Origin of the sequence: Mesorhizobium kowhaii, from assembly GCF_042431665.1 — a bacterium.
Lineage (GTDB): Bacteria > Pseudomonadota > Alphaproteobacteria > Rhizobiales > Rhizobiaceae > Mesorhizobium > Mesorhizobium kowhaii.
Window position 1 is genome coordinate 405,882 of the sequence record NZ_JBHLYT010000033.1, and the last position, 26,532, is coordinate 432,413.

General features: G+C 63.7%; 31 protein-coding genes. 19 read left to right on the forward strand and 12 right to left on the reverse strand.

The window, feature by feature from the left end:
- Nucleotides 1-123: 123 nt before the first annotated feature.
- Both ACFFNA_RS21515 and ACFFNA_RS21520 read right to left on the reverse strand, forming a co-directional pair.
- Nucleotides 124-2,673, reverse strand: coding sequence for an ABC transporter permease (locus tag ACFFNA_RS21515; RefSeq protein WP_378921406.1), 2,550 nt, complete (start codon nucleotides 2,671-2,673; stop codon nucleotides 124-126).
- On the reverse strand, nucleotides 2,673-3,368 hold the full coding sequence (locus tag ACFFNA_RS21520) for an ABC transporter ATP-binding protein (protein WP_111544110.1): 696 nt from the start codon (nucleotides 3,366-3,368) through the stop codon (nucleotides 2,673-2,675). Before ACFFNA_RS21520 ends, ACFFNA_RS21515 begins: the two co-directional genes overlap by 1 nt.
- An 85-nt stretch (nucleotides 3,369-3,453) precedes the next feature.
- Between ACFFNA_RS21520 and ACFFNA_RS21525 the strand changes: the two genes are divergently transcribed.
- Both ACFFNA_RS21525 and thpR read left to right on the forward strand, forming a co-directional pair.
- A complete protein-coding gene (locus tag ACFFNA_RS21525; protein WP_378921408.1) occupies nucleotides 3,454-4,098 on the forward strand; it encodes an arylesterase in 645 nt (214 codons plus the stop codon).
- Nucleotides 4,099-4,223: 125 nt separating this feature from the next.
- Nucleotides 4,224-4,820, forward strand: coding sequence for an RNA 2',3'-cyclic phosphodiesterase (gene thpR, locus ACFFNA_RS21530; RefSeq protein WP_111544108.1), 597 nt, complete (start codon nucleotides 4,224-4,226; stop codon nucleotides 4,818-4,820).
- On the opposite strand, the gene ACFFNA_RS21535 is transcribed toward thpR, so the two are convergent.
- The gene (locus ACFFNA_RS21535; RefSeq protein WP_378921410.1) at nucleotides 4,724-5,242 is read right to left on the reverse strand and encodes a low molecular weight protein-tyrosine-phosphatase; all 519 of its coding nucleotides are present in this window, start codon (nucleotides 5,240-5,242) and stop codon (nucleotides 4,724-4,726) included. The two genes, thpR and ACFFNA_RS21535, sit on opposite strands and share 97 nt — an antisense overlap.
- A 108-nt stretch (nucleotides 5,243-5,350) precedes the next feature.
- Here ACFFNA_RS21535 and ACFFNA_RS21540 point away from each other — a divergent pair, with 108 nt between their 5' ends.
- The 3 genes from ACFFNA_RS21540 to ACFFNA_RS21550 all read left to right on the forward strand — a co-directional run bounded on the left by ACFFNA_RS21540 (nucleotide 5,351) and on the right by ACFFNA_RS21550 (nucleotide 6,904).
- Entirely contained in the window at nucleotides 5,351-5,647 is a 297-nt protein-coding gene (locus tag ACFFNA_RS21540; RefSeq protein ID WP_378921412.1) for a 4a-hydroxytetrahydrobiopterin dehydratase, read from the forward strand.
- Nucleotides 5,648-5,761: 114 nt separating this feature from the next.
- Nucleotides 5,762-6,124 (forward strand): YkvA family protein, encoded by a 363-nt coding sequence (locus ACFFNA_RS21545; RefSeq protein ID WP_095084391.1) that lies wholly within the window; start codon nucleotides 5,762-5,764, stop codon nucleotides 6,122-6,124.
- A 276-nt stretch (nucleotides 6,125-6,400) separates the two neighbouring features.
- Complete coding sequence (locus ACFFNA_RS21550; RefSeq protein ID WP_258590678.1) at nucleotides 6,401-6,904, forward strand: invasion associated locus B family protein; 504 nt, start codon at nucleotides 6,401-6,403, stop codon at nucleotides 6,902-6,904.
- A 213-nt stretch (nucleotides 6,905-7,117) separates the two neighbouring features.
- Here ACFFNA_RS21550 and ACFFNA_RS21555 read toward each other — a convergent pair whose 3' ends face one another.
- Entirely contained in the window at nucleotides 7,118-7,417 is a 300-nt protein-coding gene (locus ACFFNA_RS21555; protein WP_111544105.1) for a hypothetical protein, read from the reverse strand.
- Between the two features lie 270 nt (nucleotides 7,418-7,687).
- Between ACFFNA_RS21555 and rlmN the strand changes: the two genes are divergently transcribed.
- Genes rlmN through ACFFNA_RS21575 form a run of 4 tightly spaced genes read left to right on the forward strand, consistent with a single transcriptional unit; the run spans nucleotide 7,688 to nucleotide 10,243 of the window.
- Nucleotides 7,688-8,905, forward strand: a complete 1,218-nt coding sequence (gene rlmN / locus ACFFNA_RS21560) for a dual-specificity RNA methyltransferase RlmN (RefSeq protein ID WP_378921415.1) — start codon at nucleotides 7,688-7,690, stop codon at nucleotides 8,903-8,905.
- Nucleotides 8,902-9,366, forward strand: a complete 465-nt coding sequence (locus ACFFNA_RS21565; RefSeq protein ID WP_378921417.1) for a hypothetical protein — start codon at nucleotides 8,902-8,904, stop codon at nucleotides 9,364-9,366. The genes rlmN and ACFFNA_RS21565 overlap by 4 nt, the downstream gene beginning before the upstream one ends.
- The gene (locus ACFFNA_RS21570) at nucleotides 9,363-9,806 is read left to right on the forward strand and encodes a hypothetical protein (RefSeq protein WP_378921419.1); all 444 of its coding nucleotides are present in this window, start codon (nucleotides 9,363-9,365) and stop codon (nucleotides 9,804-9,806) included. Before ACFFNA_RS21565 ends, ACFFNA_RS21570 begins: the two co-directional genes overlap by 4 nt.
- A complete protein-coding gene (locus tag ACFFNA_RS21575; protein WP_378921421.1) occupies nucleotides 9,803-10,243 on the forward strand; it encodes a hypothetical protein in 441 nt (146 codons plus the stop codon). The genes ACFFNA_RS21570 and ACFFNA_RS21575 overlap by 4 nt, the downstream gene beginning before the upstream one ends.
- Before the next feature lie 4 nt (nucleotides 10,244-10,247).
- Here ACFFNA_RS21575 and ACFFNA_RS21580 read toward each other — a convergent pair whose 3' ends face one another.
- Complete coding sequence (locus ACFFNA_RS21580; protein ID WP_378921423.1) at nucleotides 10,248-10,889, reverse strand: LysE family translocator; 642 nt, start codon at nucleotides 10,887-10,889, stop codon at nucleotides 10,248-10,250.
- A 254-nt stretch (nucleotides 10,890-11,143) separates the two neighbouring features.
- On the opposite strand from ACFFNA_RS21580, the gene ACFFNA_RS21585 reads away from it, so the two are divergent.
- Complete coding sequence (locus ACFFNA_RS21585; protein ID WP_111544099.1) at nucleotides 11,144-12,367, forward strand: argininosuccinate synthase; 1,224 nt, start codon at nucleotides 11,144-11,146, stop codon at nucleotides 12,365-12,367.
- 5 nt (nucleotides 12,368-12,372) lie between these two features.
- Nucleotides 12,373-12,894, forward strand: coding sequence for a hypothetical protein (locus ACFFNA_RS21590; protein WP_378921426.1), 522 nt, complete (start codon nucleotides 12,373-12,375; stop codon nucleotides 12,892-12,894).
- A gap of 57 nt (nucleotides 12,895-12,951) precedes the next feature.
- Here ACFFNA_RS21590 and ACFFNA_RS21595 read toward each other — a convergent pair whose 3' ends face one another.
- Nucleotides 12,952-13,749: a lytic murein transglycosylase gene (locus tag ACFFNA_RS21595; protein WP_111544098.1), complete on the reverse strand. Its 798-nt coding sequence runs from the start codon at nucleotides 13,747-13,749 to the stop codon at nucleotides 12,952-12,954.
- Nucleotides 13,750-13,896: 147 nt separating this feature from the next.
- Between ACFFNA_RS21595 and ACFFNA_RS21600 the strand changes: the two genes are divergently transcribed.
- The 6 genes from ACFFNA_RS21600 (at nucleotide 13,897) to rpsP (ending at nucleotide 19,782) form a co-directional block, all read left to right on the forward strand.
- Nucleotides 13,897-15,144, forward strand: a complete 1,248-nt coding sequence (locus ACFFNA_RS21600) for a flavin monoamine oxidase family protein (RefSeq protein WP_378921428.1) — start codon at nucleotides 13,897-13,899, stop codon at nucleotides 15,142-15,144.
- Nucleotides 15,145-15,235: 91 nt separating this feature from the next.
- Complete coding sequence (locus ACFFNA_RS21605) at nucleotides 15,236-16,333, forward strand: zinc-binding metallopeptidase family protein (RefSeq protein WP_378921430.1); 1,098 nt, start codon at nucleotides 15,236-15,238, stop codon at nucleotides 16,331-16,333.
- Between the two features lie 63 nt (nucleotides 16,334-16,396).
- A complete protein-coding gene (locus tag ACFFNA_RS21610) occupies nucleotides 16,397-16,993 on the forward strand; it encodes a DUF1236 domain-containing protein (protein WP_378921432.1) in 597 nt (198 codons plus the stop codon).
- Nucleotides 16,994-17,348: 355 nt separating this feature from the next.
- The gene (gene ffh, locus ACFFNA_RS21615; protein WP_378921434.1) at nucleotides 17,349-18,938 is read left to right on the forward strand and encodes a signal recognition particle protein; all 1,590 of its coding nucleotides are present in this window, start codon (nucleotides 17,349-17,351) and stop codon (nucleotides 18,936-18,938) included.
- 7 nt (nucleotides 18,939-18,945) lie between these two features.
- Nucleotides 18,946-19,272, forward strand: a complete 327-nt coding sequence (locus tag ACFFNA_RS21620) for a chorismate mutase (protein WP_111544094.1) — start codon at nucleotides 18,946-18,948, stop codon at nucleotides 19,270-19,272.
- Between the two features lie 108 nt (nucleotides 19,273-19,380).
- On the forward strand, nucleotides 19,381-19,782 hold the full coding sequence (gene rpsP / locus ACFFNA_RS21625; protein ID WP_184872646.1) for a 30S ribosomal protein S16: 402 nt from the start codon (nucleotides 19,381-19,383) through the stop codon (nucleotides 19,780-19,782).
- A gap of 71 nt (nucleotides 19,783-19,853) precedes the next feature.
- Here rpsP and ACFFNA_RS21630 read toward each other — a convergent pair whose 3' ends face one another.
- The 3 genes from ACFFNA_RS21630 to ACFFNA_RS21640 form a co-directional block, all read right to left on the reverse strand.
- Nucleotides 19,854-20,381 carry an SRPBCC family protein gene (locus ACFFNA_RS21630; RefSeq protein WP_111544092.1) on the reverse strand — a complete coding sequence of 176 codons (528 nt, stop codon included), beginning with the start codon at nucleotides 20,379-20,381 and terminating at the stop codon, nucleotides 19,854-19,856.
- Nucleotides 20,382-20,398: 17 nt separating this feature from the next.
- Nucleotides 20,399-20,809: a DoxX family protein gene (locus tag ACFFNA_RS21635; protein ID WP_378921437.1), complete on the reverse strand. Its 411-nt coding sequence runs from the start codon at nucleotides 20,807-20,809 to the stop codon at nucleotides 20,399-20,401.
- Between the two features lie 123 nt (nucleotides 20,810-20,932).
- A complete protein-coding gene (locus ACFFNA_RS21640; RefSeq protein WP_378921439.1) occupies nucleotides 20,933-21,841 on the reverse strand; it encodes a bestrophin family protein in 909 nt (302 codons plus the stop codon).
- A gap of 187 nt (nucleotides 21,842-22,028) precedes the next feature.
- Between ACFFNA_RS21640 and ACFFNA_RS21645 the strand changes: the two genes are divergently transcribed.
- Nucleotides 22,029-22,436, forward strand: a complete 408-nt coding sequence (locus ACFFNA_RS21645) for an ACT domain-containing protein (protein WP_378921441.1) — start codon at nucleotides 22,029-22,031, stop codon at nucleotides 22,434-22,436.
- Nucleotide 22,437: 1 nt separating this feature from the next.
- Here ACFFNA_RS21645 and ACFFNA_RS21650 read toward each other — a convergent pair whose 3' ends face one another.
- From ACFFNA_RS21650 to ACFFNA_RS21660, 3 genes are all read right to left on the reverse strand, one after another.
- Nucleotides 22,438-22,896 (reverse strand): GNAT family N-acetyltransferase, encoded by a 459-nt coding sequence (locus ACFFNA_RS21650; protein ID WP_378921443.1) that lies wholly within the window; start codon nucleotides 22,894-22,896, stop codon nucleotides 22,438-22,440.
- 174 nt (nucleotides 22,897-23,070) lie between these two features.
- Entirely contained in the window at nucleotides 23,071-24,105 is a 1,035-nt protein-coding gene (locus ACFFNA_RS21655) for an aspartate-semialdehyde dehydrogenase (RefSeq protein WP_378921445.1), read from the reverse strand.
- A 106-nt stretch (nucleotides 24,106-24,211) separates the two neighbouring features.
- Nucleotides 24,212-24,343: a hypothetical protein gene (locus ACFFNA_RS21660; protein ID WP_378921447.1), complete on the reverse strand. Its 132-nt coding sequence runs from the start codon at nucleotides 24,341-24,343 to the stop codon at nucleotides 24,212-24,214.
- 259 nt (nucleotides 24,344-24,602) lie between these two features.
- Between ACFFNA_RS21660 and ACFFNA_RS21665 the strand changes: the two genes are divergently transcribed.
- On the forward strand, nucleotides 24,603-26,483 hold the full coding sequence (locus tag ACFFNA_RS21665; RefSeq protein WP_378921449.1) for a DEAD/DEAH box helicase: 1,881 nt from the start codon (nucleotides 24,603-24,605) through the stop codon (nucleotides 26,481-26,483).
- Nucleotides 26,484-26,532 lie beyond the last annotated feature (49 nt).

A 26,532-nucleotide genomic window follows, 5' to 3' on the forward strand; every position in this document is an offset into this window, starting at 1 on the left:
CAACATTACGTCGATTTAACCAAATCCGGGTCCCCGGCCAGCGGAATTCAGAGCAATTCCAGGAAAAGTGTTCAGCGGTTTTCCGTCCGGAATTGCGCAACAAAATTAGAGCGGTTCACCGCTCTATAGGTTGCGCAACACCGGTGCGGCCTTGTGGCCGAGCACCCGCCAGGTGCCGGCGAGGCCGATGCCGACCGTGATAACGAGCGAAAACAGAATGGTCGCCACCGCCACCTCGGGCATGAAATGCGATGGCAATGTCATAATGCGCGCGACGACGAACCAGGCAGCAGCACCACCTGCCGCCAGGGCGAAGATCGCGGTGGCGAGCCCGATCAGCATGTATTCGAGCGAGAAGGCGGCAATCAGCGTCGTGCGTGTCGCGCCCAGCGTCTTCAGCACCACCGCGTCATGGATGCGTGCCCGGTTGCCGGCGGCAAGCGCGCCGGCCAGCACCAGCACCGAAGCGATCAGCGCCACGCCGGCCGCGGCCCGGATCGCCGTGCCGAGCTGCCCGACCAGCCGGTTGACGACATCGAGCGCATCCTTGACCCGGACCGTCGTCACCGCCGGGAAGGCGCGGGTGACGGCATTGAGGATACGCGCGTCGTCGGCCGTCGAGGCGGTCTTTTCGGTCAGCGTCGCCATCCAGCCATGCGGCGCCCCAGTGAATGTGTTGGGCGAGAACACCATGACGAAATTGATGCCCATCGTCTCCCATTCGACCTGCCGGAAATTGGCGATCTTCGCCGTCACGTTGCGGCCGAGCACGTTGACGGTGATGGTGTCGCCAAGCTTCAGCCCGATCTCCTTGCCTTCCACGGCCGAGAACGAGACCAGCGGCTCGCCGGTATAAGTGTCCGGCCACCAGCTGCCCTCGGTCAGCGTCGCGTTGTCCGGCTGTCTGGCGTCATAGGTCAGGCCGCGATCGCCTTTCAGCACCCAGGCGCCTTCGGCCGGCACCTTGACCTTGTCGACATCGACGCCGTTGAGCGCCATCACCCGGCCGCGCAGCATCGGCACCTTGGCCAGCGTCCCCTGCGGCGCCTGCTGTCCGATCAGCGCGGAAAAAGCGGCGACATCGCTACTCTGGATGTCGACGAAGAAGAAGTTCGGAGCCCGCTCCGGCAGGCTACCGGAGATCTGCTGCGGCAGATTGCCGTCGATCAGCGCCAGCGTCACCAGCAGCGTCAGCCCAAGCCCCAGCGACAGCACCACCGATGGCGTCAAGGCGCCGGGCCGGTGGATGTTGCCGACGGCGAGCCGCAGCGCCACGAAGCGCACGCGCGGGCTCTTCTTCGCCGCCCATTGCACCAGCGCGCCGACCAGGCGCAGCACCAGGAAAGCGAAGACGGTGGCGCCGACAAAGATCGAGGCGATGCGGCGGTCGCCGGAAAACAGGATAGCCAGCGCCGCCAGCAGCAGCGCGATGCCGACAGCCGCCGCAATATAGACAGGGCGCGGAAAGCCGCGGCCTTCGAGCCCCATCTCGCGAAACAGCGCCGTCGCCGGCACGTCGCGGGCGCGGCCAAGTGGCAAAAGCGCGAAGGCCAGCGTCACCAAAAGGCCGAACAGCGCCGCCATGCCGAGCGCGCCGGGATAGAAGCCGCCTTCCGCCGGCACCGGAATGACCTGATGAAGGGCGGCACCGGCCGCGAACGGCATCAGCGCCCCGAGCACCAGGCCGAGCACAATGCCCAGGGCTGCGATGATCAGGATCTGCACCAGATAGACGGCAAAGACGAAGCCGCCCGACGCGCCCAGGCTCTTGAAGGTGGCGATGACGCCGCGCTTGCCGTCGAGATAGGCGCGCACCGCATTGGCGACGCCGACACCGCCGACCACCAGCGCCGTCAGCCCGACCAGCGTCAGGAATTGCGAGAAGCGTTCGATGTTGGACGACAGCGCCGGGGCGGCATTGCTGCGCGTGCGGATCGACCAGCCGGCTTGCGGAAAATCCTTGGCCGCCTGATCCTGGATGGCCTTGAGCCGCGCCTCATCGGCATCGGCGGGCAGCCGGACCTTATAGGCATTTTCGACCAGGCTGCCCGGCTGGATCAGTCCGGTGGCCGCCAGCCCGTCGGTCGAGATCATCAGCCGCGGCGCAAAGCCGAACCCGTCGGACACCGCATCCGGTTCGGTGACCAGCCTGGCGCGCAGTTCGAAAGTGGCAGTGCCGAGCTTCAGCCGGTCGCCGATCTGAAGATGCAATCGTTCGAACAGCAGATCGGGGGCCGCGGCGCCGAAAACGCCGAACTCTTCGCCGAACAGTTCCTGCTTCGATAGTGCCGGCTCGGTCTCCAGCGCGCCGTAGAGCGGATAGGCATGGTCGACCGCCTTGGCCTCGACCAGCGCCTGGTCGGTTCCGTCGGCGAGACGCGCCATCGAGCGCATGCTGGCGGTTCTGGAAATGACGCCCAGCCCGTCAAGAAAGCCATTTTCGGCCTGGCTGGCGTAGCGCTGGTTGATCTGGAAGCGAAGATCGCCGCCAAGCAGCGTCTGGCCCTGATTGGCGACGCCGGCGGTGATCGAACGCGCCACCGAGTTGACGCCGCCGATGGCCGCGACGCCGAGCGCGATGCAGGCAAGGAAGATCAGGAAGCCCGACAGACCGCCGCGCATCTCGCGCAGCGAGAAGCGGACCGCAAGCTTCAACGTCTGCGACAACGGCATCAGGCCGTCACCTTGACGGGTGCCGGCGCCTCGATCCGGCCCGACCGCATCGACACCTGGCGCGAGCAGCGTGCCGCCAGTGCCGGATCATGGGTGACCAGCACCAGCGTCATACCGCGCTCGGCCGCCTTGGCGAACAGGAGGTCGGCGACCTGCCGCCCCGTCGCCTGGTCGAGATTGCCGGTCGGCTCGTCGGCAATGAGAATGCGCGGCGACGGCGCCAGCGCCCGGGCGATCGCCACGCGCTGTTGCTCGCCGCCCGACAATTCGCCGGGATAATGGGTGACGCGATCGCTCAGGCCGACGGCCGCCAGTTCGCGCGCCGCCACCGAAAACGGATCGGCATGGCCGGCGAGCTCCAGCGGCACCGCGACATTTTCGAGCGCCGTCATGTTCGGAATGAGATGGAACGACTGGAACACGATGCCAATGTTTCGGCCACGAAACGAAGCAATCTGGTCCTCGGTTTTGCCGTTGAGCAGCTCGCCGGCGATTCGAACCGTACCCGAATCGACCCTTTCCAGGCCTGCCAGAACCATCAGCAATGTCGACTTGCCCGAGCCCGAGGGACCGACGATGCCGGTTGCCTCGCCAGGCGCCACATCGAGGCTGACGCCTTTCAGCACATGCACGGAGGACGCCCCTTCGCCAAGTGTCAGCGATACGTCTTTCAGCGCGATGACGGCTTCTGTCAAAATGAAAGCGTCCTATATCAAGGGATGAAGGCTCTGCTTGCCGGATGCCGTCGGAAGAATTCCTCGGGTATATGGGGCCTGCCGCATGTCTTTCAAACGCCAGATAGCCGCAGGCTTCATCGTTTTCCTCGCCATTTGCGGCGGCCTTTCGTCGGCGCGTGCCGAGCCGTTCAAGATCGTCGGCTTCGGTGACAGCCTGATGGCGGGCTTTGGCCTTGGGCCGGGCCAGGGCTTTACCGACAAACTGCAGGCCGCGCTGCGCGCCCAAGGTCACGATGTGACGGTCGCCAATGCCGGGGTCTCCGGCGACACGACGAGCGGCGGCCTGGCGCGGCTCGACTGGTCGGTACCCGACGGCACGCAGCTGGTCATTCTCGAACTCGGCGCCAATGACATGCTGCGCGGCGTCTCGCCAGACATCCCCAGAAAGAACCTGGATGAGATGCTGGGCAAGCTGAAGGAGCGCAGGATTGCCGTGCTCTTGGCCGGCATGCGCGCCGCACCCAATCTCGGCGCCGACTACCAGAACACCTTCGACGCCATCTTTCCGGACCTTGCCAAGAAATACGAAGTTGCACTCTACCCGTTCTTTCTCGATGGCGTCGCCGGCCAGCCTGGCATGCAACTCGAAGACGGCCTGCATCCGAGCCCGCAAGGCGTCGATCAGATGGTCGAACGCATCTTGCCGACGGTCGAAAAAGCGATCGCCGCGGTGCCGGGAGGTTTGTGAGATCAGGCTGATGTTTTCCCCAGGGGAAGCTTTTAGCAAAGCCTGCGACCAACAAACCTCTTGCTCCGTTTGATTTTCGATGATTCGCTAGGGCTACAGTTCGATTCGAGGAAGGGAGGCTCTTCATGCCGCGTCTTTTCACCGCCCTCGAAATACCGCGTGACGCCGCCCTTTCGCTGTCCCTGCTGCGGGGCGGCCTGCCCGGGGCCCGTTGGATCGACGTCGAGAACTACCATCTGACGCTGCGCTTCATCGGCGATGTCCCGGGTCACGTCGCCGATGAGATCGCCAACGCGCTCGACCGTGTCCACCGCCCGTCCTTCTCGCTGACCCTGTCCGGCGTCGGCGCTTTCGGCCAGAAGAAGCCGCATGCGGTGTGGGCGGGTGCCTCCGCCTCGCCCGATCTTGCCGCCCTTCAGGGCGAGATCGACCGCATCTGCCAGCGGCTCGGCATCCCCGCCGACCCGCGCAAGTTCATGCCGCATGTGACGCTGGCGCGCTTGCGCAATTCGACCCCGCTGGACGTCGCCCAGTATCTGTCGGCACGCGGCAATTTCTCGACACTGCCGTTTCGCATCGGCCGTTTCGTGCTGATGTCGTCGCGCGATTCGGTCGGCGGCGGCCCCTACATCGTCGAGGAAGCCTGGCCGCTGTCGGGCACGGACGCCCGTGCTTCCAGCCTTGTCGCCAGCGCCTCCGACGCCTCGCGGATCATGCGGTAGACCGACGCGAAGGCTTCCGCCCCGTCATAATAGGGATCCGGCACGTCACGCGCATTGCCCTTGGCGAACTCCAGGAACAGGTGCACCCGGTCGTGCATGGCCGCCGGCGCCAGCGCTTTCAGGTCACGAACATTCGACCGGTCCATGCCGAGGATCAGGTCGAAGCGGTGAAAATCCTCTGGCGTGACCTTGCGCGCCCTCTGTCGGGAAATGTCGATGCCGTGACGCATCGCAACCGCGATCGAGCGTGGATCGGGGGATGAGCCGACCTCCCAGCCGCTGGTTGCGGCTGAATCGAGCAGGATATCCCGGCCCCATCCGCCCTCCGCCAGCACGGCGCGAACAACGCCTTCTGCCAGCGGCGACCGGCAGATGTTGCCGAGGCAGACGAAAAGAATGGAATTTACGGGCTTCGCGCTCATCGATCCGGAATTGTTTTTGGGTATGTCGTTATCCCAAAACCGCAACGCACTTTTTGGCGACATGCATTATGGTGAAGGTCATTTCTGGAAATAGCACGGGAAACGAACATGACGAGAGAGAAACTGGGCCGGGAAGCCGCTGAAGCCGCATTGACCGGTCTCGACGGCTGGGCATTGGCCGCCGATGGCGCCTCGATCCATCGCACATTCATCTTCGCCAATTTCTCCGAAGCCTTCGCCTTCATGACCCGCGTCGCACTTGCCGCCGAGAAGATGGACCACCATCCCGACTGGTCGAATGTCTACAAGACCGTCGACGTGACACTGAACACCCATGATGCCGGCGGCGTGACCGCGCTCGATATCGATCTGGCGAAGAAGATGAACCGCTTTTTTGGTGGCTGAACGAGCGGTGGATCCCAAATCGGCGCCGGCATCTTGCAGCGGGGGTCGGGTTTCACCACATTTTCGCTCGCGGGCATGCGCTGGGATGCGCAGGCACGCTGCAAGGAGAAACTGATGGCGCAACAATCCGGTTTTGATTTCTTCGGCTTTGGCGGCAAGCTGGGCGACGAGAATGAAGTGCGCGAGAAATTCTGGCGCACGGCGAAGAAAGCCGCACGGCAGATCCCCTTCATGGAAGAGGTCGTGGCCGCCTATTACTGCGCCATGGACAAGAACACGCCGCTGCGCGCCAAGGGCATTCTGCTGGCCGCGCTCGGCTATTTCGTGCTGCCGGTGGACGTCATCCCGGACTTCGTCCTCGGGCTTGGCTTCACCGACGACATCGCCGTGCTCACCGCCGCGATCACCGCTGTCAGCGCCCACATCACGCCGGCGCACCGGCAGGCCGCCAAGGACGCCATCGCCGACAAGGGCTGAGCAGGCCCTGTCGCCGTGCAAATGCCTTTGAAGCCGGCGTTTGGCGGCAAAACAAAAAGTCAAACTCTTGCCGCTTTCGTGGCCTCCAAGTCGCCGAAGGGACGTCGCGCCACCCGCTCGCAAGGCGGCGGCGCGGGAAAGGCGGCGGTTTCCTGGGGTGAGGGTCCTTTTCTCAAAGGAAGTTCACCGTTTGGTAACCCAGATTAAATCAAAATGAAGCGACGGGCAGGACGCCAAGCCGGCCTGCCGCCGCACCTTTGGAATACGGGAAAAGCGATGCGCGGATTGATTGCTATAGTTTCGAGCCTGGTCCTGGTGGCCGTGGCAGCGCCGGCGCTGGCGCAGTCGGCGACCAAGATCGGCCAGCACAATGCCTGGGGCACCTACAGCTACCAGGCATCGGGCGGCAAGGTCTGCTATGTCCTGACCGTGCCGACCGACAAGCAGCCACCGACGCTCGATCATGGCGACATGTTCTTCTTCGTCAGCCAGCGGCCCGGCCAGCAAGTGTCCTACGAGCCGCAATTCATCGCCGGCTATACCTTCCAGGAAGGTTCCAAGGCCACCGTCACCATCGACAAGAAGTCGTTCTCGATGTTCACGCGCGGCAAGTCGGCCTGGGTCGAGAACGCCGCCGAGGAGCCGGTGCTGATCGCCGCCATGAAGACCGGCACCGACATGAAGGTGACGGCGAAGTCCGGCCGCGGCAACCCCACCTCCTATGTCTTCTCGCTGAAGGGCATTTCGGCGGCGCTGTCCTCGATCGCCAAGTGCAAATAGGCAAAAAGGCAAAGCTTCGTTTTGCCAAAGCGTCGTTTTGAATGACAGGCCGGGCCGCAAAGCCCGGCCTTTTGCTTTTTCAGGCCGGCGTGTGTGCCGGCGGTTTAAAGCGCGTCGCGTCGAAACGGATTCATGCGCCGCGCTTTAAGCCTTTGTTTCTATGCATGTCGTTGTCTCAAGACCGGGGCCACTTTTGAGCGACATGCATTAGTCTCACATGGCCATTTTTTCACATTCGGCCTGAGCCTTCTTGGTCGACGTATCGATCATGAAGGCTTTGCCCTTGGCGTCGGTCATCATCATCATGCAGTGCTTGATTGGCTTTGCCATCTTCATCATCTCGGCGCCCATCTTCGCATCCGGCATCATGGTTCCCATATGCCCGTCCGGCATGATCGCCATCACTTCTCCGCCCTTCATCATGGTCATCGTACCCATCGCGTCTTCGGCAAATGCCTGCGAGGCGGATAGGCCGACGAGGCCGGCAATGACGGCGAGCTTGATAGAGTTCATTCTGCATACTCCCATTTTGTAGGGGCATGGTTGCCCCCTTCGGATTTCGAAGCCGCGATGGGAATCGTTACGCGAACACGACCATGTGATCGGTCCTTTGCGGCGGGAGAATAGGGCAAGGCTGCCAGATAGTCGTAGCGGCTTGTCAGCCGGCGTGCATGGGGTTGCGTTCGCTCCGCATGACTCCGCCCTCAACCTGTGCTATGCGCCGCGCTTCATTTCCGGCACGATGAATGAAATCGGCCGCAAACCGCTTATGTCTGTGCAACCATGACCCTTTCATTCGACCTCACCACCGAAGGCGCCCGCGCCGCACAGCCCGAAAAGCAGTCGTTGATCGGCCTGACGCGGGCCGAACTCGGCGAGGCCCTGGTCGCATCTGGCACCGTGCCGGAGCGCCAGGCGAAGATGCGCGCCCAGCAGCTCTGGCACTGGATGTATGTGCGCGGCGTTTCCGACTTTGCCGGCATGTTCAACATCTCCAAGGATCTGCGCGCCGAACTCGACAAGCATTTCACAGTCGCCAGGCCGGAGATCGTCGAGGAACAGATTTCCGCCGACGGCACCCGCAAATGGCTGTTTCGCTTTCCGCCGCGCGGCGCCGGCCGGCCGGTCGAGATCGAGACCGTCTATATCCCCGAGGAAGGCCGCGGCACGCTCTGCATCTCCTCGCAGGTCGGCTGCACGCTGACCTGCTCGTTCTGCCACACCGGCACGCAGAAGCTAGTGCGCAATCTGACGGCGGAGGAAATCCTCGCTCAGTTGCTCACCGCCCGCGACCGGCTCGGCGATTTCCCCGACCGCGACACGCCCGACGGCGCCATCGTGCCGGCCGAGGGCCGCAAAGTGTCCAACATCGTCATGATGGGCATGGGCGAGCCGCTCTACAATTTCGAGGCGGTGAAGAAGGCGCTGCTGATCGCCTCCGATGGCGACGGCCTGTCCTTGTCGAAGAGACGCATCACGCTGTCGACCTCCGGTGTCGTGCCGGAAATCTTCCGCACCGGCGAGGAGATCGGCGTCATGCTGGCGATCTCGCTGCACGCCACCAATGACGACCTGCGCGACCTTTTGGTGCCGATCAACAAGAAGTACCCGCTGAAGGAACTGATCGCCGCCTGCCGCGCCTATCCCGGCCTGTCGAACGCCAAGCGCATCACCTTCGAATATGTGATGCTGAAGGACGTCAACGATTCCATCGAGGACGCCAAGGGCTTGATCAAACTGCTCAAGGGCATTCCGGCCAAGATCAATCTGATCCCGTTCAACCCGTGGCCGGGCACCAACTACCAGTGCTCGGACTGGGAGACGATCGAGAAGTTCGCCGACTACATCAACAATGCCGGCTATGCCTCGCCGATCCGCACGCCGCGCGGCCGCGACATTCTCGCCGCCTGCGGCCAGCTCAAGTCCGACTCCGAGCGCATGCGCAAGGTCGACCGGCTGGCGCTGGAAGCAATGATGATCGCGGGGCACGGCGAGGCGTGAGCCGCGATCTTCCTTGGGGCCGCATCGGTTATGCATTCTTTGGCTATGTCGCCGCCGTCCTAATTGCGGTCACCGCCACCATGTTTGCCATGCTGCTCCCGACAGTCTTGCCGGATGATGGCGCCTGGGGATCCTACTACGCCACCAGCCGCAGTCTGGGAGATATTTTCCCGTTTGCGCTCATGATCACCTTTCTGACGGCACTGCCCGGTTTTCTGTTGACGCTGTTTGTTGCGCGCCGAAGAGGCTGGGTCGGATGGCTGCCATTTGCCTGCGCCGGAACCCTGGATGCCATTCTCGCACTGGTGATCCTCAACATCAGTCTGGTGCAGAACCGTCCGTTCGAAACGCCGCTCCAGATACTGTTGCCTTGTCTGCCAGGTGGCTTTGCCGGTGGGTTTGCTTATTGGGCGGTGGTCAGACGATCTCTTCTCAGCAAGGAAGAGATCGTTTCGCCATGACCCGTCCCTTCGCCTGGCTGAAGCACCTCGCCATGATAGCAGTCGGCTATATCGCCGCCGCGTTGACCTCGATCCTGGTACCCGTGCTGCTGATCGCTCTTCTGGAAGGTATCGAAGATGGCAACTGGTCCATCATTTTCGCATTCGACTGGCTGGGCTCCTTCCCGCTCGCCGTGTTGACCGTGATGGTCAGCGCGCTAGTGATCGTCGGTCCGGCAATCTTTGTCGCCGAACGGTTGTCGCTCCGAGGATGGTTCTACTTTGCAGTCACCGGTGCGGTCACGTCCACCGCCTTTGGTGTTTCCATGCCGCGCTCGGCCGGGGGTTTTGTTTTCAATCCGGGCTATCTCGGATTTCTGGCCACGGCCGGCATTGCTGCCGGTTCGGTCTACTGGCTTCTGGCCGGACGCAAGTCTGGCACACGCCGAGATTTGGGATGAGCCGCCTCATTGGTTACCTCGTCCGTTTCGCCGTCATCCTGTTCGGCTATGCGGTCGCCTCGCTGGCGGCGAGCGCCTTCCTCAACATCCTGTTCCTGGCCTCGCTCGGCTACATGCCGGAACAGGCTCACCCGACGGCCTCCCTGTATTTTTCAATTCCCTTCGTCGCCCTGTTCGTCGCCTATTTCGGCTTCATGCCGGCGGTGATCGTCATCCTGCTTGCCGAGATCCTCGGCCGGCGCGACTGGCTGTTCTATGCGTTGGCGGGCGCGGTGGTCGCGGCCGTTTTCCTCGGCCTGATCGACCATGCCGGTGATGCCGCTTTCGCGGTCAGGAACACCAGCGCCATCCTGGCGGTGATCGGCAGCGGCATGGTCGGCGGCATCTTCTACTGGCTCAGCGCCGGGCGCTGGGCCGGAAGCTGGTGGAAAGACTAGAACCCTATTTCGCCTGGGCGCTCAGAATCTTGAGCGCAAACGCCGAAAATACGCCGGCAAAGAGATAGTCGACCACCCGCGTGACGCGCGGGCTGGCCTTCATCGCCGCCGAGAATTTTTCCGCCGCCAGCACCATCGGCGCGGTCACCGGGATCGACAGCACGATGAACATCGAGCCGAGGAAAAACAGCTTTCCCGGCGCATTGGGGTCATGCGCGGAGACGAACTGCGGCAGGAAGGTCATGAAGAACAGGATGATCTTCGGATTGAGCAGGTTGACACCGAGCCCCGCCGCCCAGCTGCGCAACAGCGAGATCTCGGGTCCCGTCTTCTTCTCCGGCGAAAAGGCCGAGCCCCTGGTGATCGCTTGCCAGGCGAGGAAGACGAGATAGCCGGCGCCAAAAATCTTCAGCACGAAGAAGGCCATCGGCGAGGCGACGATCAGCGCCGAGACACCGACCACCACCAGCGTGGTGTGGATCAGCGTGCCGCACAGCGCACCGGCCATCGAGGCAAAGCCGGTGGCGCGGCCCTGGCTCAGCGTGCGCGAGACGAACAAGGTCATGTCCGGCCCGGGCGTGATCGCCAGGATCACGGTGGCTATGGCGAACTGGATCAGCGTGGTGGTGTCTGGAATGAACGGCATGGGCGGCCCCGGGGAATAGAAGCGCCTATACAGGATGCGCCGCGCCGGTGCCAGATAGAGAGGTGATCCAGCATGGCAATCGCTTCAAGTGGTCCGCGCAGTGGACGAAAAGCCAATTGCTTGGCTTTGCGAACGACGAACGCCGGCAGGCAGGTGAGGGGCAGCACTAACGCCCGTAACGAGTTGGTCCCTTGCGCAAGCCGGAAACCCCGTGATACCTCGCCCGCCGAGAACTCCTGTCGCGGAACCGTCAAATGTCAAAAGCCAAAGACGTCAAGAAGGTCGTGCTCGCCTATTCCGGCGGCCTCGACACATCCATCATCCTGAAATGGCTGCAGACCGAACTCGGCGCCGAAGTCGTCACCTTCACCGCCGATCTCGGCCAGGGCGGCGAACTCGAGCCGGCCCGCCGCAAGGCTGAGATGATGGGCATCAAGGACATTCGCGTCGTCGACGTGCGCGAGGAATTCGTCTCCGACTTCGTCTTCCCGATGTTCCGCGCCAATGCCGTCTATGAAGGCACCTACCTGCTCGGCACCTCGATCGCCCGGCCGCTGATCTCCAAGCACCTGGTTGAGATCGCCAGGGAGACCGGCGCCGACGCGATTGCGCACGGCGCCACCGGCAAGGGCAACGACCAGGTTCGCTTCGAGCTTTCGGCTTACGCGCTGAACCCCGACATCAAGGTCATCGCGCCATGGCGCGACTGGTCGTTCAAGTCGCGCACCGACCTGATCAACTTCGCCGAGCAGCACCAGATTCCGGTGCCGAAGGACAAGAAGGGCGATGCGCCGTTCTCGGTCGACGCCAACCTTTTGCATTCGTCCTCCGAAGGCAAGGTGCTGGAAGACCCGTGGAGCGAGCCGCCGGAATTCGTCCACCAGCGCACCGTTTCGCCGATGGACGCGCCGGACGCCGTCACCGAGATCGAGATCGAATTCCTCAAGGGCGATCCCGTAGCCCTCAACGGCAAGAAGCTGTCGCCGGCGACCATGCTGGCTGCGCTCAACGATCTCGGCCGCGACAACGGCATCGGCCGGCTCGACCTGGTCGAGAACCGCTTCGTCGGCATGAAATCGCGCGGCGTCTACGAGACGCCCGGCGGCACCATCCTGATATCAGCCCACCGCGCCATCGAATCGATCACGCTCGACCGTGGTGCCGCGCACCTGAAGGACGAGTTCATGCCGCGCTATGCCGAGCTGATCTACAATGGCTTCTGGTTCGCGCCCGAACGCCTGATGCTGCAGGCGATGATCGACAAGAGCCAGGAAGACGTCGAAGGCACGGTGCGCCTCAAGCTCTACAAGGGCAACGTCATCGTCACCGGCCGCAAGTCGAAGAAGACGCTCTATTCCGATGCGCTGGTCACCTTCGAGGACGACCGCGGCGCCTATGACCAGAAGGACGCCGCCGGCTTCATCCGCCTCAACGCGCTGAGGCTGCGCACACTTGCCGCACGTAGCCGCAACAAATAATTCGGATGCGTCGCCTCGGTCGATGCCTGGCGCCGCTGGTTCTTCTGGCGACGCCGGCCGTGGCCGAGGATTTCGACCCCGCCTCTCTCGACCTTGCCGCGCTGATCGAATGCCGGGCCGACGTGCCGGCCTATAACGGTTTTGCGCTTTGGCTGGCCGGTGAGCCCGGCGCCGTGGGGAAACTGGGCTGGAAAGAGGTTGCGGCCGGCAACCCGTTCCTCGTTCAGTATGAACTGCCGACCAAAATTCGTGCCTTCGGGCGCGAGACGACTTCCATCGTCTTTTCCGCGACCGGGCCGATGGCCGTGCTTGACGGCGTTGCCGCGCCGGACCTGGCCAGAGAGCTCGATGTCCCGGCGACAATCTCGACACCGGACAAATTCCTTGGCGAGAAGGTTATTGTCGAAAGCACAGAGGACGCCGGCGGCGTCAACCTCGCCACGCGCATCACGCTCAACGTCTCGACCGTCGAGTCACACCCCGGCAAGACGCTGGCCGGATGCTCCTACGCGCTCGACGTGAAATGAAAAGCCCGGCGCATGGCCGGGCTTTCTGTCGCCAAAACAAAGAGATAGAGATTTCTATCAGTCGCCGTCGATCGCCGTGGCGATGCGGGCGATGGCCTGTTGATAGACGCTTGCGGAATTCCAGCCGGCAATGGCGCCGAGATTCGACTGCGCACTCGCGCCGGCCCGCCAGCCATGACCCTTGAGGAAGTTGGCGGTGGAAGCCAACGCAGTGGCCTTGTCGCGCAGGTTTCCACTGCCGACGCCATACTTCAAGACATTTCCGGGCAGGAACTGCGTGTGGCCAATCTCGCCATGCGCGGCGCCGACCGACGAGGCGCTCAACGCTCCACGATCGACCAGCTTCAGGGCCGCAATGGCATGCGGGTAAAAGAACTCCGGGCGGCGGCAATCATAGGCAAGCGTCAAAATGGCGGAAACCGTATTCTGGTTGCCCATGGCCGAACCGAAGCCAGTCTCCATACCCCAGATGGCGAGCAACACTCCCGGCGACACGCCGTAGTTGCTTTCGATCTTGTCGAACAGCGCCGCGTTCGACTTCTTCAGCGAACGGCCCTTGGAAATGATCGCGGCGCCGCCACGGCGCTTCATGAAATCTTCCACCGAGCCGCTGAAAGCCTTGTGAATGCCGCGGTCGACGCTAATCGTCTTCGTCGCATAGGTCGCGCCAGCCAGCGCGGCCAGACCTTTCGGGCCAACACCTTCGGACTTGGCCTCCGCTGCGAACTCCGGCTTCCAGGCTTCGAAGCCGGCGCCAGTCTTGCCACAGCTGGCCCCCGCCTGCGCGCCCGTCGCCAGCGCAAGCACCGCCACCACCGCGGCTACAAAAATCCTACCCTTGGCAAGTAATGCCATGCTTTTCTCTCCTGATTGTCTGAATCACGTCCCGGTTGCGAATTTGCCAGCGAAACCCGCACTTGTCACTGTCTCTGCTGCAGTGCTGGCGAATGCCGGGGAATTTGCCTACGATCAAGTGAATATTGTGGCGGGGGCGAAATAGCCATGGAAGACGTTGATGTCGTGATCATCGGCGCCGGCTCGGCGGGTCTGGCCGCGGCCAGGACCTTGCAGGCAGCCGGCCTCTCCTTCAAGCTACTCGAAGCGATGGGCCGCATCGGCGGCCGGGCATGGACCAGCGACCAGCATTTCGGCATTCCCTTCGACATCGGCTGCGCCTGGCTGCACGCCGCTGACCGCAACCCTTATTTTCCAGAAGCCCAGGCTGCCGGCTGGACGCTGCATCATCACGACATGAATGTCGACCATCTCTATTACCGCAAGCGCAAGGCAAGCGAGGCCGAGGAAACCGAAATGAAGGCTGCCGACGCGCGGCTGTTCGAACTGCTGGCCAAGCACGAGGTGAAGGAGGGCGACGACGACCGGCTTTCGGCGCTGCTCGCCAGGGGCCATGCGCCGCGCGCCGCGGCCACCTTCGCCGGGCCGATGGATTTCGGCGCCGACGAGGACGAGATTTCGATACGCGACTTTCAGGCCGCCGCCGATCTCGACCCCAACTATTTCAGCAAGGAGGGCTTTGGCGCGCTGGTCGCCCGTTTCGGCGCCGACCTGCCGGTCGAACTGTCGACGCCGGTGCGCAGGATTCTCTGGGACGGACCTGGTGTCGCCTGCGTCACCGATCGCGGCACTGTTCGCGCCAAGGCGGTCATCGTCACCGCCTCGCCGGCGGTGCTCGCCTTCGAGGAGATCGAATTCTCGCCGACACTTCCCGACACGCATTTTGGCGCCTTCTTCGACCTGCCGATGGGCATGCTGACCAAATTGCCGGTCGAGATCCGGGGCACGAGGCTTGGGCTGCAGCCCTTCGACGACCTTTTGATCGAGCGCATGGCCAGGCACGACATCTATTTCCTGTGCTTCCCGTTCGACCTCGACCTGATGGTCGGTTTCGTCGGCGGCGACTTCGCCTGGGAGATGTCGGCAGCGGGCGAGGCGGCGGGCATCGACTTCGTCGTCGACCGGCTGTGCGGCATTTTCGGCAGCGAGACACGAAAGCACGTGGCACGCGCCATGATGACCAATTGGGGCGGCGAGCGCTTCGTGCGTGGCGCTTACGCGGCGGCCCGCCCCGGCCGTTCGGGCGCGCGCGCCGCACTGATGCAGCCGGTGGCCGACAAGATCTTCTTCGCCGGCGAGCACCTCGCCGGTCCGCTGATCCAGACCTGCGGCGGCGCCAGGCTGTCGGGCGAAGCGGTGGCCAGACAGGTCGCCGCCCAGCTTGCGACGAAATAGCCCCGATCGAATGCGGAACGCCGGCCGGCGATTGGCGTTGGGCACCTGCCGCCGCGCACCTATATGCTGGCTCTGAAGGTTTGAGACCGACATGAAACTCTTCGACTGCCCGCATTGCGGTCACCGTCTCTATTTCGAGAACGCCCAGTGCCTGAACTGCTCGAGCCTCGTGCTCTACGATCCCGAGCATGCGCAGTTTGCCTTGTCGGGTGTCGGCGGCATCTTCCAGTGCACCAACGCCGATGAATGCGCCTGCAACTGGATGGCCGAGCCGGGACAGGCGTTTTGCCGCGCTTGCGTGCTGAACCAGTTGATCCCTGATCTCTCAGTCGACGGCAATCGCCGCCGCTGGGTCCGCGTCGAGGCGGCGAAGAAGCGCGCCATCTATTCGCTGCTCGCCTTCGGGCTGCCGGTCGCGCCCAAGCAGAACCCCGCCGACGAGGTCGGCCTTGCCTTCGACTTCCTGGCCGATCCGATCGGTGGCGGTCCCGGCGGCGAGCGCATCCTGACCGGCCACGACAATGGCCTGATCACGCTCAACGTCGCCGAGGCCGACTCGGCCGAGCGCGAAAAGCGGCGCGTCGAGATGGGTGAGAATTATCGCACGCTGCTGGGCCATTTCCGCCACGAACTCGGCCATTACTACTGGGACCGCCTGATCCGCGACGATCCGCAAAGGCTGGAAGCTTTTCGCGCGCTGTTCGGCGACGATCATGCCGACTACGAACAGGCGCTGAAGACCTATTACGCCAACGGCGCGCCGCCGGACTGGCAGCAAAGCCACATCTCGGCCTATGCCACCTCCCATCCGTGGGAGGACTGGGCGGAAACCTGGGCCCACCATCTGCACATCACCGACACGCTGGAAATGGTCCATGCGCTGAACTTCCCGCTCGGCCGGCTGGAAACCGTGGAAGCCAACGAGTTGCCGCAAGGCGACACCGGCGGTGGACTGCAGCCGGCGCCATCCGAGCCTGCCGCAGCACCTGAGCCTTTCGAAAGGATCCTTGCCCGCTGGCTGGTGCTGTCTGAAGCCTCCAATTCGATCAACCGCTGCATGGGCCTGCCCGACCTCTACCCCTTCGTCATTTCGGACGTCACGGCGCGGAAATTGGCCTTCGTTCACGACCTTCTGACCGGTTTGCCAAGAGAAGCCGGAACAAATCGTGAGTTGGCGCAGGCATTTTAGCGGGAACGCATGCGCCACTGCCCCGTTTCGCTGGTGAGGGACCATGAAAACGGAGAGAAAACCATGAAATCCGTATTGTTTCCCGTAGTCGCGGGAATGCTGACGATCCTGTCGGGCGCCGCGTTTGCGGACACCGCCGTCTCCGCCGTCACCGATCTCAACGTGCGCGCCGGCCCCGGTCCGCAATATCCTGTGATCGGCGTGCTCGCAGCCGGCCAGTCGGCAACACTCAATGGCTGCATCGAGAACAGCAAATGGTGCACCATCGCCGAGGCCGGCGGCCAGGGCTGGGTCTATTCCGACTATGTGACGGCCGATTTCGGCGGCAGCCGGGTGGTGCTGACGCAGCGCCCGCACGGTTCCAGCATTGCTGTCGTCTCGCCGCCGGATGACTACTCGACCGACTACACCGGAGCGATCATCGCCAGCGATCAGCTCAACGACGCCTTCCCTCCACCTCCGGCCGAAGTCAGAACCTATGTCGACACGCATCGTCTCGACCCCGTCTATCTCGACGGCGAGGTGGTGACCGGCGCGACCTTGCCCGACACCGTCCAGCTGCGCGAAATTCCGGACTACAACTACCGCTATGTCTATGTGAACGGCCAGCCGGCGCTGATCGATCCGCAGACGCGGCGCGTCATGTACGTGGTGCGCTGATATCGATTTTGCACCAAGCGGTCGCCGCGGTCGCCGCGACTGCAGCGTCCGCCTGGCAGCGCAGACCTGACGCAACTGCCGCATTCGGCCCCAGACCTTGACTCTGCGGCCGATTTCCTGTCTACACGCCCCGAATTCCGCGACGAGTATCCCTCCGAGCAAGCCGACCAGGACGCCGAAACCTCATTGAGGTGAAGTGCTGTAAATCGATCCTGGAGGCCAACACCCGGCAGCGCTGAGCGCCCCCGGGTGCTTTTTGGTTTTGGCTTTTGCTTGGACCAGCTTTTGGTTGGACACTGGGCGCGAACGCATTACCTCTCGGGCACCATCCGGGTGCCAGGGAAAAGGAAACAGAATGTTTGAATCGCTTCAGGAGCGTCTTGGCTCCATCCTGAACGGCCTGACCGGCCGCGGCGCGCTGTCGGAGGCTGATGTCTCGGCCGCACTGCGCGAGGTGCGCCGTGCGCTGCTCGAAGCCGACGTGGCGCTGGAAGTGGTACGCTCCTTCACCGACAAGGTGCGCGAGAAGGCCGTCGGCGCCGCCGTGGTCAAGTCGATCAAGCCCGGCCAGATGGTCGTCAAGATCGTTCATGACGAACTGGTCGACATGCTCGGTGCCGAAGGCGTCGCCGTCGACCTCAATGCGCCGGCGCCGGTCGTCATCATGATGGTCGGCTTGCAGGGCTCCGGCAAGACGACCACCTCGGCCAAGATCGCCAAGCGCCTTTCCGAGCGTCAGAACAAGAAGGTCCTGATGGCCTCGCTCGACACGCGGCGTCCCGCCGCGCAGGAGCAGCTCCGCCAGCTCGGCGAGCAGGTCAAGGTGGCGACGCTGCCGATCATCGACGGCCAGTCGCCGGTCGACATCGCCCGCCGCGCCGTCCAGGCGGCCAAGCTCGGCGGCCATGACGTCGTCATCCTCGACACCGCCGGCCGCACCCATATCGACGAGCCGCTGATGGTCGAGATGGCCGACATCAAGAAGGTGTCGAGCCCGCACGAAATCCTGCTGGTCGCCGACTCGCTGACCGGCCAGGACGCCGTCAACCTGGCCAAGAGTTTCGACGAGCGCGTCGGCATCACCGGCCTGGTGCTGACCCGCATGGATGGCGACGGCCGTGGCGGTGCCGCCCTTTCCATGCGCGCCGTCACCGGCAAGCCGATCAAGCTGATCGGCACCGGCGAAAAGATGGACGGGCTGGAGGAATTCCACCCCAAGCGCATCGCCGACCGTATCCTCGGCATGGGCGACATTGTCTCGCTCGTCGAAAAGGCCGCCGAGAACATCGACGCCGAGCAAGCGGCGGCGATGGCCAGGAAGATGCAGTCGGGCAAGTTCGATTTGAACGACCTCGCCGGCCAGCTTCAGCAGATGTCGAAAATGGGCGGCATGGGCGGCATCATGGGCATGATGCCCGGCATGGGCAAGATGAAGGACCAGATGGCCGCCGCCGGTCTCGACGACAAGATGTTCGGCCGCCAGCTCGCCATCATCTCGTCGATGACCAAGGCCGAGCGCGCCAACCCCGATATCCTCAAGCACTCGCGCAAGAAGCGCATCGCCGCCGGTTCCGGCACCGACGCGGCCGAGATCAACAAGCTGTTGAAGATGCATCGCGGCATGGCCGACATGATGAAAGCGATGGGCGGCAAGGGCAAAGGCGGCGGCCTGATGCGCGGCATGATGGGCGGCCTTGCCTCCAAGATGGGCCTCGGCGGCATGATGCCGGGCATCGGCGGCATGCCCGACCTGTCGAAGATGGATCCCAAGCAGCTCGAAGCCTTGCAGAAACAGGCACAGGCGGCCGGCCTCGGCGGCATGAAGGGCCTGCCTGGCGGTCTTCCAGGCGGCGGTGGCCTGCCCGGTCTGCCCGGCGGCATGAAGCTTCCGGGACTTCCCGGCATGGGCGGCGGCGGCCTGCCCGGCCTTGGCAAGAAGAAGTGAGGACGCGATGAACGAAGAAAAGGACATGGCCGACGCACGCACCATCCTGGCCGATTATCGCGCCTCGATCGACAACATCGACGCAGCACTCATCCACATGCTGGCCGAGCGCTTCCGCTGCACCAAGGCGGTTGGCGTGCTGAAGGCAACGCATGGGCTGCCGCCGGCCGACCCGGCGCGCGAGCAGCAGCAGATCGCCCGCCTTCGCCAGTTGGCGAAGGATGCGCATCTCGACCCGGATTTCGCGGAAAAATTCCTCAACTTCGTCGTCCGCGAAGTGATCCGCCACCACGAACAGATCGCCGCTTCCAACGGCGTGATGAAAGCCGGCTGAGAAACCAGTGCATGTCGCCCAAAAGTGCGCGCGGTTTTGGGATAACGACCTGCACAAAACAAAAACCACAAACCAACCAACGAAATCAGAGTTTTTAGGAGAAAAGAAATGCCATTGAAGATCAGACTGGCCCGTGCGGGCTCGAAGAAGCGTCCTTACTACCACGTCGTCGTCGCCGACGCCCGTTCGCCGCGCGACGGCCGTTTCATCGAGTCGCTCGGCTCGTGGAACCCGCTGCTGCCCAAGGACGGCGAGCGCGTCAAGGTCGACGCCGACCGCGTCAAGCACTGGCTGTCGCACGGCGCCCAGCCGACCGACCGCGTGCTGCGCTTCCTCGACGAGGCCGGCATTGCCAAGCGTGACGCCCGCTCCAACCCGAAGAAGGCCGAGCCGGGCAAGAAGGCGCAGGAACGCGCTGCCCTTTTGAAGAAGGCGCAGGAAGACGCCGCTGCTGCTGTCGCCGCTGCCGCTGCCGCACCGGCCGAGGCGGAAGCCGCCACCGCCGAATAATTGCCGTATCGCATTCACGAAAACGGCGGGCCTGTGCCCGCCGTTTTTGTTTGAATGCCGCCCGCCCGAGTCTATTTTTCGCTGAGGCGCTTCAGATTGGCGAGGCCGGCCTCGAAATCCTTGCCGATCAAGGTGTCGAAGTTCATGAACAGGCCCATCAGCTTGGCGATGAAGGGCCGGCTGCCGCGCATCGCCCAGGTGACGGCGGTGCTCTCCCCCGAAGGCGTCAGGGTGAAGTCGACGCTGTTGTTGGCCCTGAACGGCTTTTCGAAATCGAGCTTGAGCGACACCAGCGAGGACGGCACCGAATTGATGATCTCCATGCGTCCCTTGCCGGCCTTGGAATTGCCTTCCCAGGCATAGGCCGCGCCCTTGCCGCTTGTCGCGCCGGAGAGCGAGCGCTTCATCTGAGGATCGAGCTTTTCGTAAGGCGACCATGTCGGCCAGCGGCTGAAATCGTTGATCAGCGGAAAGATCGCTTCCGGCGCGGCGTTGATATTGGCCGAGCGGGTGGTGACGAAGTCGTTCGGCCGTGTCGCGGCATAGATGAGCACGGCGGCAATGATGACGACCAGGACAATGAGGATGGTGCTGAACATTTTTCTCTCCTTCGTGCTTATCGGCTGAACGGGATCAGTGCGCGCACCCGGGGGTCGCGCAGGAACAGGCCACCCCACAGGATGACGCTGAGATAGACGCCGAACAGCGTGTGCGAAAACAGCGGATTGTCGACACGCCCATTGGTGGCGATGGCGCCGCCCATATAGGCGGTGAGCAGGATGGCGCCGAGCACAGAGGTGCGCGGCAAGGCGTAGAGCGCGGTCGAGATCAAACCGATGACGCCGAGCATGCGCGCGACATTCGCGTCGGCCGACCAGCCAAGCGGCACCATCGTCTGGGTGACGATGTCGAGCGGCCGTAACTTGATGACGCCGTCGAAGATCATGAACAGCACAATGACGCCGCTGAGGGTGCGGCCGGTCCACAGGGCGCCCGTCGAGGCGGGCGCGGTTTCGGAAATGCTCATGGTGTTTCCTCCTGATGTTTCGAGCCCTTTTTCGCGGGGTCGAACCAAGGACGCGGCATGAGGTGGCAATCCGACACGGTCCGGATTCTTTTTGGCGCCGGCGACAGCTACAGCACTGCAGGTCTACGAGAAATAGAACTTCTCGGCGGGCAGCATTTTGGGCGGCGTCTCGCCCAGCGCCTCGAACACCGAGATTTCGCAGACGCGGCAGAGGCCGTCGAGGGCGAGGTCGTTGGCCTCGGTGCCGAACGGATCCTCGAGCTCTTCCGAAAGCGCGTCGAGGCCGAAGAAGGTGTAGGCGATCAGCGCCGTGAACAGCGGCGTTGCCCAGCCCGTGCTTGAGATCAGGCCGATGGGCAGCAGCAGGCAGACGATGTAGGCCGTGCGATGCACCAGCAGTGTGTACGCGAAGGGCAAGGGCGTGCCCGCGATCCGCTCGCAGCCGGCCTGGATGGCGGTGATCGATGCCAGCCTTTCATCGAGAATGCGAAAGCCGATCGGATCGACCTCGCCGGCCCGGCGCTGCGCATTGGCGCGTCGGCCCATGCGCCTGACCATCTCGTCCGCCGGGTTGGCGAAGTTTGCAGCCGTATCCGCCTCGGCCTCGATGAAAGCGCGGGCGTCTTTCATGCTGTCGATCTTGCGCAACTGGCCGCGCAGGAAATGACAGAAGGCAAGCGCCTCCATCAGCAGCGCGCGCTGTTCGGCCGGATCGGCGATGAGGCTGGTGGTGGCGCGCGCCAGGTTGCGGATTTCGAAAACCAGCGTGCCCCATAGTTTGCGCGCCTCCCACCAGCGGTCGTAGGCGGCGTTGTTGCGGAATGACAGGTAGATCGACAACGTCACGCCGACCAGTCCGAAAGGCGTGATGTTGAAGATGCTGAAATCGAGATGGAACTGGCGCGCCACGGCAAGGATGACCGCGGAATAAAGCGCAAAACCCAGGATCTGCGGCAGGATGCGTGGCACCACCGAGCCGCGCATGACAAAGAACAACTGCAGGAACGTCGGGCGCGGGCGAACGATTATCAAGGGCCTTTCACGGACCGGCACTGGTCCTCATCCTCTCCATTGTGCGAGGCAACAAGCCGGCAAGCTCAGCCGTCAGCGACATCGCCATGTCGTCCGTGCAGCGTGCAGGCTATCGGCACCCGCCTGTCGCGGATATTGAGGAGCACGCGGGCTGCGGCCCGTTCCTGCATCGGACGAGAGAAGACAAATGACTGGCGAGACCGATCTGAAAAAGCTGCTGGCGACAATGACGCCGGAACTGTTGGCCGGCACCTATGTCTTCGCCACGCTGGCGCCTGGCGTCGCGCAGCCGGAAAGCCTCGAACCGGTGATGATCTTTCGCGAGCGCGAGGGCGTGACGCTGATCGTAACCGAGGATGCGGCCAGCGCCGCGGGACTGACCGCTTCCTTCCGCTGCCGCATGGTGACGCTGAACATCCATTCGTCGCTGGAAGCCGTCGGCTTCCTCGCCGCCATCACCACGCGGCTGGCTGCTGCCGGCATGGGCGTCAACCCGGTCTCGGCTTTCTACCACGACCATCTGTTCGTTCCCGCCGATCGGGCGGAGGAGGCGCTGGAACTGCTGCGCCAGCTGGCCAAGGACAATGCCGGCTGAATCAGCGCCTGCGGACATAGAGGATGTCAGGCAGGCCCTCCTCGTTCTTGGTGCCGTCGCCAAAACCTTCGGCAATGAACCCATGCCGCTCATAGAAGCGCCGGGCGCCGGTGTTGGCTTGGAAGCAATGCAGCTTGACCACCGACAGGGCAGCGGTCGCGTCCGTCAGCAACCAGCTGCCGATGCCTTGTCCCGTCCGGGCCGGATCGAGATAGAGCTGCTCCACCCATTCGCCACTGACGGCAATGAAGCCGACAATGTCCTCGCCGGCCTCAGTGACCGTCACCTGCTGCCGCGGCAGCACGACGTCGCGGATGAAGGCAAGGTCCTCGTCCGGCGTATGGATGACCGGCATCCAGTCGAACGAGCCAAGCGCCGCCCGCATGACCTTCGCAATCGAGACAGCATCCGGCCCTGTGGCCGGCCGCAGCACAATATCAGCAGGCCGAGTACCGTTCATGAGGTGAGCTCAATCTGAAGAGCAAGTGCGTGCTGTCCTTCTCCCACACCAAGCGGAGAAGGAAAGGGTGCCCTAGGCCCGCGACCGCGGGCCGCCGGTTTTCCGGCGCCCCCGCGGAGGGCCCGCCGCGGCAGCGGCGATACGGCCCGTGAGCGAAACCTAACTCAAGCGAGATTAAGCCGCCTTCTTCTTCGGCTGGATCAGGCCGCGCTCGACCAGCAGCTCGGCGATCTGCACCGCGTTGAGTGCCGCGCCCTTGCGCAGATTGTCCGAGACGATCCACATCGACAGGCCGTTGTCGATGGTCGAATCCTCGCGGATGCGCGAGATGAAGGTGGCGTCCTCGCCGGCCGATTCCAGCGGCGTGATGTAGCCGCCGTCCTCGCGCTTGTCCAAGACCTGGCAGCCCGGCGCCTCGCGCAGGATATCGCGCGCCTCGTCGGCGGTGATCGGCTTTTCGAATTCGATGTTGACCGCTTCCGAATGGCCGATGAACACCGGCACGCGCACGCAGGTCGCCGTCAGCTTGATCTTGGGGTCGAGCATCTTCTTGGTCTCGGCCACCATCTTCCACTCTTCCTTGGTGGAGCCGTCGTCGAGGAAGACGTCGATATGCGGAATGACGTTGAAGGCGATGCGCTTGGTGAACTTCTTGACCTCGACACCATCGGCGACGAACACGGCGCGGGTCTGCGTGAACAGCTCGTCCATGCCTTCCTTGCCGGCACCCGAAACCGACTGGTAGGTGGCGACGACGACGCGCTTGATGGTGGCGAAATCATGCAGTGGCTTCAGCGCCACCACCAGCTGCGCCGTCGAGCAGTTCGGGTTGGCGATAATGTTCTTGCGCGTGAACAACGAGATCGCGTCCGGGTTCACTTCCGGCACGATCAGCGGCACGTCCTGGTCGTAGCGGAAGGCCGACGAATTATCGATGACGACGCAGCCCTGCTTGCCGATCTTCGGCGACCATTCCTTGGAGACGTTGCCGCCAGCCGACATGATGCAGATGTCGGTGTCGGAAAAATCATACTGGTCAAGCGTCCTGACCTTCAGCGTGCGGTCGCCGAACGACACTTCGGTGCCCTGGCTGCGCCGCGAGGCCAGCGCCACAACTTCGCTCACTGGAAAGCCGCGCTGTTCCAGTATGTTGAGCATTTCCCGGCCCACATTGCCCGTGGCGCCGACGATCGCAACCTTGAAACTCATAAAGTTCTCCTGTCCCTCTCCGCTTGGTTTTTGGAGAAAACCCGCCGGCCGAAGCGGGTTCCGTCCCCCGGGCCGGACCCGGGAGAGGGTGGTTAGGCCAAGGGAATCACACCGTTTTGGTGGTGGTTTTGGCCATGGTTTTGCTGGAACGAGGAGACGCGCCGACGCGCCCGGCCCAATGATTTGCATTGTGGCCAGGGAAATCGAATGCAAGAACCGCCATCAAAAGGCCGCGCATCGAAAACTGTCCTGTTCGGTGCCGGCTTTTACGCGGTTTGCGCTAGGAGTCAATCGCCGAGCGGCGTGGCCAATCGCTCGAAGTTTGAGTTTTCCGCTTGCCCAACCCGCAGCGCCGGCGATTGGCTGGCCTCCGAGAGCTGCTTGCCCTGTACAATAGCGGCCGCGCGAAGTACGAACGGCCAGAGATCATTGGCAGGCGCGACGCCAGCCCCGGCATTGTTGCCCGATGGGCAGGCCCTGAATTCCGAAAGAGTAAGATGTCCAACTTCGAAGCTATTGTTCCAGCGCTTGCCAGCGCGCTGGAAAAACGCGGCTATTCCGAACTGACGCCGGTGCAAAAGGCGGTTCTGGCTCCCGAACTCGGTGAGGCCGATGCGCTGGTGTCGGCGCAGACCGGCTCCGGCAAGACGGTGGCCTTCGGCCTCGCCTTGGCGCCGACCCTTCTGGGCGGCGCGGAGCGCTTTGCCCACGCCGCGGCGCCGCTGGCGCTGGCGGTGGCGCCGACGCGCGAACTGGCCTTGCAGGTGACGCGCGAGCTGGAATGGCTCTACGAGCTGACCGGCGCCACGGTGGCGTCCTGCGTCGGCGGCATGGACATGCGCACCGAACGGCGCGCGCTGGAGCGTGGCGCCCACATCGTCGTCGGCACGCCAGGCCGCCTGCGCGACCACATCACGCGGCACTCGCTCGACATGTCGGCGCTCAAGGCCGTGGTGCTCGACGAAGCCGACGAGATGCTCGATCTCGGCTTTCGCGAGGACCTCGAATTCATCCTCGACGCGGCCCCCGCCGAGCGCCGCACGCTGATGTTCTCGGCCACCGTGCCGCGCTCCATCGCAACGCTCGCCCAGGGCTACCAGCGCAACGCCGTGCGCATCTCGGCCGCCGGCGAGGAAAAGCAGCATCTCGACATCGAATACCGGGCGCTGAGCGTTGCCCAGGCCGACCGCGAGAACGCCATCATCAACGTGCTGCGCTACTACGAAGCGAAGAACGCGCTGGTGTTCTGCAACACCCGCGCTGCCGTCAACCATCTCACCGCGCGCTTCAACAACCGCAACTTTTCCGTCGTCGCACTCTCGGGCGAACTCAGCCAGAACGAGCGCAGCCATGCGCTGCAGGCGATGCGCGACGGCCGCGCCAAGGTCTGCATCGCCACCGACGTCGCGGCGCGCGGCATCGACCTGCCCAACCTCGAACTGGTGATCCACGCCGACCTGCCGACCAACCCGGAGACGCTGCTGCACCGCAGCGGCCGCACCGGACGGGCCGGCCGCAAGGGCGTCAGCGCGCTGATCGTGCCCAACAGCGCCCGCAAGCGCACCGAACGGCTGTTGCAGAACGCCGGGCTCAAGGCGACATGGGCCAGCCCGCCTTCGGCCGACGACGTGCTGCGCCGCGACGACGAGCGCATCCTTGCCGACCCCGCCTTCAGCGAGCCTGTGAAGGATGAGGAACGCGGCTTCATCGGCGAGCTTCTCGACAAGCATGGCGCCGAACAGGTGGCCGCCGCCTTCGTGCGCCTGTGCCGTTCCAGCCGCTCGGCGCCCGAGGATCTCATGGAGATCGCACCGTTCACGCCATCGCGTGAAAAACAGGCGGGCGAAAACTTCGCACGCCGGGACGAGGCGCCCAGCCGCCGCGAGGATTTCGGCGCCAGCGTCTGGTTCTCGCTGTCGATCGGACGCCGGCAGAATGCCGAGCCGCGCTGGCTGATTCCGATGCTGTGCCGTGCCGGTAGCATCAGCAAGCGCGAGATCGGCGCCATCAAGATGCAGCCCGAAGAGACCTTCGTGCAGATCGCGGCGGATTGGGCCGACCGCTTCCTGGCGGCGATCGGTCCCGACCGCAAATTGCAGAACAACATCGTGGTGAAGCGGCTCGACGGCACGCCCGACCTGTCGCGGGCCGGCTATCAACCGCCAAGCCCTGACAAGAAACCGCATCGCGGCAAGGCGCCGTTCGACCCCAACGCGCCGAAGCGCAAATTCGAGAAGCGTGCGCCGGCACCGGCATCGGCCGACCAGCGCCCCGCCGCCGCATTCGAGGCAAAGCCGTGGGCCAAGAAGCCGGGCAAGCCGAAGTTCGAAAACACCGGCGCGCCGAAGCACAAGAAGGCGAAGAAGCGGCCAGCCTAGGGTCGAAATCAGCTGGGCTGCGCCAAATGGCCGGGATGGGCGGATTGCC